Source organism: Paenisporosarcina sp. P4_E4_2 (genome assembly GCF_056401595.1).
Genome location: NZ_JBFUJC010000161.1, coordinates 1 through 6,870 on the forward strand (window position 1 = coordinate 1; position 6,870 = coordinate 6,870).

Consider the following 6,870-nt stretch of genomic DNA (forward strand, 5'->3'; position numbering starts at 1 on the left):
GTGTTGATGCATATGAAGCAATTCATTCGAATGTTGAATTTGAAGTAGTAGATAAAACACCTACAAGTATCAATGGAAAACAAAAGTTAATCAAAGAATTAACGGGTGGAATCAGTTTTGGTTCATATGGATTTGATGACCAAGATATTTATGATTCACGTAATATTACAGTGAAAAATAGAAGTGAACAAGCAAAAACATTTAGTGTAAATGTTAATTTCCAAACAGGATTAAGAGGATCCAAAGATGCAGCTCAAAATGGAGTGACCTTAACAGGTCCAACTTCAGTTAAATTAAATGCAATTAGTCAAAAATCAATTAAATTTGAGTTAAACATTCCGAAAACAGCCGAAAAAGGAACATATGAGGGATATATCGTCTTTACAAATAATGAGGATTCAACTGAGCAATATCAAATTCCATTTGGTGGCCGTGTAGTGTACGAGGGAATCGATACATTAGAGCTAATTAATCCATTGTATACAAACAAAATGTCAAACCCAATTGCTAATTTCTATCCGTTTATGGATGGTTCATTTTCATTAAAATCACATATGAAAACATTAGATGTTGTCATTCAAGATCCAAAAACAGGTGAAGATTTAGGGTTAATTGGATCATTAAATACAGGCTTACTGAATGAAAATCAAGTATATAGAGTTTCAGCACTAGCGGGTGATTCTTACTTCCCATTTACAGGTGATTCAAAAAATCCGATCAGTAGTGATAAAAAATTAATTAGACCTGGTCATTATAAATTGAAACTAGTAGGAACAAGTGAAAGTGGAAAAACATTCTCTATGGCAAAAGATTTTATGCTGGAGTATGGAACTCCAAATTTTACAGCTAGCTTTGATTCGTTAGATCAAAAAGTAATTGAATATAGTGATAGCGATCTAGATTCAAAGGGACAAATGTTATATGACTTTAAGCTCAACATAAATGATCCTGAAATCGATGAGGCGAAAAAGTACGGTATTCCAGTTGAACAATCAAGAAATTCATTTGTTTATCGGTATGCATCACCATTTCCTTCAAAACCTGTTTTTGTAGATAAAAATGGTGACTATTCAGATCAAATTTTAGTTGATAGTAAATATGCAACATTACCGGTAGTGTTCTATGCTTTAGATGCTGCAATGAATGCTTCTTCCTATCAACACGTTGTGTTTACAAAAAATACAACACCTTACTATTATTTGAAAGCAAATAAACAAAGTATAACTACTGGAGAGACAATAAATTATACAGTTCGTTCAAATAATGTTAAAAACCTAAAAACGACAAAATTAACAATGCAAGTAGAAAAGGATCAAGGTGCAATTGAAAATGTAATTGTTAACGATGAGGTTAAACAATATGGCGGCGCACAAGTTTCAGTAACAACTGCACCAACAACTTGGGAAAACAGATTACAATATACGTTTACATTTACGTATTTAGGTGATAAAACGTTACCTGAGGACCTACAGTTATTTAATTTTGACGTAAAAACTCTAGATAAAAGCTATACTACAGAACCTTCAATTGGATGGGATTACAATGCAACGACTATTGACCAATCAAATGTAGAAATGAAAAATGTTTTCACTTATATAGATAATTATACTGTAAATGCAAAAGTGTCAAAGTTAAATGGTAAAGTTCAAATAGAAGGTGCGAAAGATCCAACTACAGGCGGACAGAATATTGCAATTGATCACAGGACATTAGGAACGAAAGTAACATTAACATCATTTGATGGAAAAACTGTCCTTGAAGCACCAGTTACATCAAAACAAGGTGATTATACATTTGATGGTATTAAGGCAGATACAAAGCCGTATACGATTAAAGTAGATGTTCCTGGACACTTTACAATGTATAAAACAGTTGACTTCCTATTTGATGACATTCGTGGAGAATTAATAGGTAGGTCTTACAAAGACTTATTAAAAGTTGCACGAGCTGGGGATGCAAATAAAGATAATGTAATTGATGTAATGGATGCATTATATCTACAAACAAATTGGGGAACAAATAAATCAGGAGCAGATTTGAACTTCGATGGAGTTGTTGATAAAAAGGATATGAATCTTCTTATTAAAAACTATGGATTACAAAATAGTACAGTTCCGAATGCACCTAAAGCGAAAACTTCGTATAAAGGTTCTACATTAGATACTGTGTTAAATCAGTTAGGATTAAAATAATCCTAAGCTAGTTTCTATAATCAAACGAAGAACCATTTTATGGCTTACTACAGTAAATAGACAGTAATTAAATARGATTTTAAGWAGCCTTAGCCCTTATTTTATTGGGTTAAGGTTTTTTAWTTACTTTTGAAATCAAKCWCTCTGCGTTCAAAAAGCATCAGTKYYATAAGGGTAAGGGTTCATTTWAAATATCTGGCTGACCTTATAATACGATCGGGGGCTTWTCTGGAATRTCCAWGCAGTGCGGATGTTCCAGGACRATCTTCAACGATCGGGCACGTTTCTTTAGGAATGAGGAATGCACTTCTTATTTAACAAAAAAAAAATTTAATAAAGGCCGGGAATTTATGAAGGGTTTACTATTAGCTATTCTAGGTGCTTTCGCTGGTTGATTATTTGGGGTGGTAAAAAAAGGCATATCACTTATGATAAGTGATACGCCTTTTATTCATGATTGATTAGTAATTCCGCCATTTTTAAAGCTTTATTAGCTTGCTCTGATTTATTATAATAGTTAAATAATTCTTTTTTTGAGCGTTGGATCCAATAGACAATACCGAATTGTTTAAACATAGGTAATGCATGATCGCGTAAGAATTGATGGTATTCTTGTTCCTTATCTTGAATTAAATAACAAAGTAGGTTAAATAAATTTATATATATTTTTTCATTTTTCTTTATAGCAGTTTCAAGTCCCTCTTCTGCTATCTGCAATAATTTATCACGTGGAAGTATGCTCCCATTTAATAAACTTCGAATATAACCCTCTAAAGAAAGTAAATAAGGGTTAGATTCATTATCTTTCATACTCATTGAATCTTTATAGTACTTACTTGCTAGTTCAAAATTATTTCTTCTAAAGTATTCATATGCTAAGTTGTGTAATAATCTTGCTTTCCGAACAGGTGAATTACAAAGTTCGCAGCTTTTGATTAACCTTTCGAAACTTTGAATGGGTTCTTTAGAATCTCCAACATCTTTTACTTGAATCAGCATTAGCATTTCTGCATCAATTACTCTGAGATAGTTATTAATTTCTTTAAAAAATTCACGCGATTTATCTGCGTAAAAATAAGCCATGACTGGTGATTCGATGGAATGATATGCGACTGCTAAATGGTATGTATACTCTTTGTTATTATAATCTGTTTCATTAATTGATTTTAACGCTTGTATTGCTTTAAGATTTTCATGTTTGGTTAAATAGTAAATACCTAATACGTGTTTTAATAGATTAGCTTCGTAGGATGATAATTTATCTTCATTCTTTTGTATTTCATAGATGATGTTTAATGCATCCTCAGTTAAATTATGCAAAAGTAAATATCTAACCCGAAGTAATTTATAAAGATTTTTATAATCTGAGATTTGAATTAAGTCTTCTTGCTCAAGTTCTTGATTGATAAGATCCATTTCATCAAACAATTGCATGATAATAACATCTTGCCAATGAGTTAAGAGCTTTTTAATATTATTTAGTTTTGTTATCTCGTATTCAATATTTATACCTAGACGTTCTGATAAAAGAGTAATAATTTCAGGTGCATATTCAGTGTGTAAACGCTCAATTTTACTAAGATGTGTACCAGAACAAATACCTTTTCCTAATTGCTCTTGAGTAAATTTGTTTTTTTCGCGATAATATTTAATGATTTTCCCCTCAATCATAAGGAAATTCTCCTTTTAGAAAAATATTATTTGACGTGTTTGAGTAATAGAAAAACAAGATTCCCCCAAGTTATTTTCTATAAAATTTAATGTTTTTAAAATTTTTTATAATGATTTTATATACTCTGCTTTGAAATATGAGCAACTTTATGAACAATTTCCCTTACATAAATGCTTAAGTACAATATAAATTAATGGAGTTTTCAAATTATTTACATTCTTACATTACACTATCCTTCTTTCGGGAGGAATGCAATGTACTAAGGAACTACTAAGGCATATCCAACCATTTTACTACCAGTAAATGTTATTTTGCTATTATATTATAAGGAGAGTGTTGAGGGATGAAATTTCGAAAGAAGAAAAAACTTCTAAATTATTAGCATCAAGTTTTCTTACATCTTTTACATTGCCGCAACAAAAGTCTTATGCAATCTCAAATTACTGAATCGATTTTAAATCGACTATCAGAAGAACAAAGACAATTTTATAAAATGATTAACATCACAAGTAGGCTTTTGTTATTGTTTAGAAAAACACCCATACCAATCGGAGATTAACCTGATTGGTGTGGGTGTTTGTGTGACCACATTTATTTTTGTTTTTGAATAATCGGTTTTAAGCGATAGCCAAACAAACCGGCAAGAACCGCTAGCAGGAGATCTTTTGGCAATGGTACGGCCATCCAAGCCCAAGCCATTTGGTATGAAAATCCTTCTGGAGCTGCAAACCAAAGCTTATATGCAGCGTACATCCAATTCGTTCCTAATAGGTAGTTGACTGCAGTTCCGACCAATGCAGCAATTACAAAACCAACTTTCGTTGGGAACTTTTCAACAATGAGACCTGCGAAATATGCGACAAAAATGAAGGAAACAATAAAGCCAAACGTTGGACTTAGAATTGTGTCAAATCCACCGGAAAAGTTTGCGAATACAGGTAACCCTGCCAAACCAATCAATGCATATACAAGCATGGCGATTGCGCCAGTGCGTTTTCCTAATAAGAGACCAGCAAGTATGGCGAAGAACGTTTGAAGAGTGATTGGGACACCGCCGATGATTAGAAATGAAGATATGTTGGCTCCAATCATCATTAATGCGGCAAACATCGCTGTTTGTACCAATTGTAAAGTACGTGAATGATTGACTGTTCTTGTTGCTGTGCTACTTGTCATGTTTGTGAACCCTCCCAAAACTCAATATAGCATCAGTATAGAAAAACAGAGTTTATTAGTCAACTTATTTTTAAAGTAGGTTAACACATAAAATAGAGAGTTAAGCGTTACTTTCTTTCAATAGGTATGGTGATTGGTATATACCAATATGTTTTTTCGCATACTGTTGAGTGGAAGGACGTGAAAATGGTGAGTTTTAGTAAGGAGACAAAGGTACATATATTTCTATTTATATTGGTTATAGCTGTTTTAGTGTGGTCTGTTATCAAACCGGCCGTTTTTATGACATGGGTAGCAGAAGTGGGGCCAGCAGTGGTCGCATTAATTGTAGTAGTGGCGACATATAATAAGTTTCGCCTGACAACCCTTTCTTATTTCATTATCGCACTCTTGTCCATCCTTACATTTATCGGTGGTCACTATACCTATGCCGAGGTTCCTCTATTTAATTGGCTAAAAGAAGAGTTTCATTTAGCTCGCAATCATTACGATCGATTTGGACATTTTCTAAAAGGGCTATCAGTTATTGTTATTAGGGAAATTTTATTGAGGAAAACCCCGTTATTTAAAGRGAGTTGGCTGACAGGCATATCCATCAGTATGGTACTTGCCCTTGCAGCTTTATATGAAATCGTTGAATGGATGAGTACAAAATTGCCAAATGCCAAAAAAGTAGCCAAAGACTTTTTAGGCATGCAAGGAGATCAGTGGGACGCGCAATGGGATATGTCGTGTGCGTTGTTGGGTGCCATTTTATCCATCCTTATATTGAACGGTTTACACAACAGACTAATGACTAAACTGGATGATTTGAAGGAAAGATAGCCAAATAATCGTGAATATTAACCTATTCACAAGAATTGTTAGCATTCGTTTAATTAAATAGTCTTCGCAATCATGTCCAAGAATTTTTGGGGTTCTTCAGTGAAAGGGAAATGGTTGCTTTCTCTAAATGTTAATAGGTTTGCATTTGGGATGGCATGTGCGATTTGTTCAGAAAACAAATAAGGACACTGAGCATCATACGAACCACAGTAAACTGTTGTCGGTATAGTGATCGTCTTTAAGTGAGGCACAAGGTCATAGTTAGGCAGTTCAGAGTAGGAATAATAATTGAGTCGCGCAGGTACTACACTTCCACTATTTGGGGTGTTGAAATACTCCTCGTATTTCTCCGGGTGGTAAATGGACATTTCGGTCCACTCCCGTCCTGCAGCCCTCTTTTTTTCATTAGCGCTAGTGGGTGAGTTTAGTATACTGAGTATTTCAAGCAGACGTTTGTTATTCGGATTGTCTTTACAGTAAATACTTCCTGGATGATTCATATATTCTTTAGATGCTGAAGCTCCTCCAATGACGATTTTCGTTAATGAATGTGGTGTTTGTATGGCATACACGAGTCCAAGCATGCCTCCCGTGGAATGGCCGGCAAATGCCCATTTTTCGAAATGAAGCGCCTCTCGAATGGCTTCCAAATCGCTGATGGACTCTTTCATGCTTAAATCTTCATCACGTATGTATTTGGCTGATTTGCCTGCGCCGCGCAAGTTAACGAGATAAACAGTGTAATAATCAGTAAATGCATTTGCAAATGTATTTCCGTTCGCATTATAGGCGCTATACAAATGAGTCACACAGATGGGTTTGCCATTTCCTTTTATGAAAATCTCGAAAGTTCCCCTAGCTGTTTCAACGTTTTGTTGGTTCCACATGCCTTGTAGCCTCCATTAAATTCTCCGCGTATTGGCGTGTTATCTATTTAACTAGACTTTGAGCTATCATGATTCGTTTGGCTTTAATAAAAGCAATTGAATCCAACAATTCTTCTTT

At 34.0% G+C, this 6,870-nt stretch carries 5 protein-coding genes; 2 read left to right on the plus strand and 3 right to left on the minus strand.

The features are described from left to right. A partial coding sequence (locus AC1DSB_RS11880; protein WP_477586780.1) for a dockerin type I domain-containing protein occupies positions 1 to 2,192 on the plus strand: 2,192 nt, incomplete at its 5' end. A 447-nt stretch (positions 2,193 to 2,639) separates the two neighbouring features. On the opposite strand, the gene AC1DSB_RS11885 is transcribed toward AC1DSB_RS11880, so the two are convergent. Continuing rightward, a complete protein-coding gene (locus tag AC1DSB_RS11885) occupies positions 2,640 to 3,863 on the minus strand; it encodes a helix-turn-helix domain-containing protein (RefSeq protein ID WP_477531084.1) in 1,224 nt (407 codons plus the stop codon). Between the two features lie 592 nt (positions 3,864 to 4,455). Beyond that, positions 4,456 to 5,040: a biotin transporter BioY gene (locus tag AC1DSB_RS11890; RefSeq protein ID WP_016428597.1), complete on the minus strand. Its 585-nt coding sequence runs from the start codon at positions 5,038 to 5,040 to the stop codon at positions 4,456 to 4,458. A 189-nt stretch (positions 5,041 to 5,229) separates the two neighbouring features. Here AC1DSB_RS11890 and AC1DSB_RS11895 point away from each other — a divergent pair, with 189 nt between their 5' ends. Further along, positions 5,230 to 5,865: a DUF2238 domain-containing protein gene (locus AC1DSB_RS11895; protein ID WP_477586781.1), complete on the plus strand. Its 636-nt coding sequence runs from the start codon at positions 5,230 to 5,232 to the stop codon at positions 5,863 to 5,865. 53 nt (positions 5,866 to 5,918) lie between these two features. Here the strand turns inward: AC1DSB_RS11895 and AC1DSB_RS11900 are convergent, their stop codons facing one another. Continuing rightward, positions 5,919 to 6,752: an alpha/beta fold hydrolase gene (locus AC1DSB_RS11900; protein ID WP_477531085.1), complete on the minus strand. Its 834-nt coding sequence runs from the start codon at positions 6,750 to 6,752 to the stop codon at positions 5,919 to 5,921. Positions 6,753 to 6,870 lie beyond the last annotated feature (118 nt).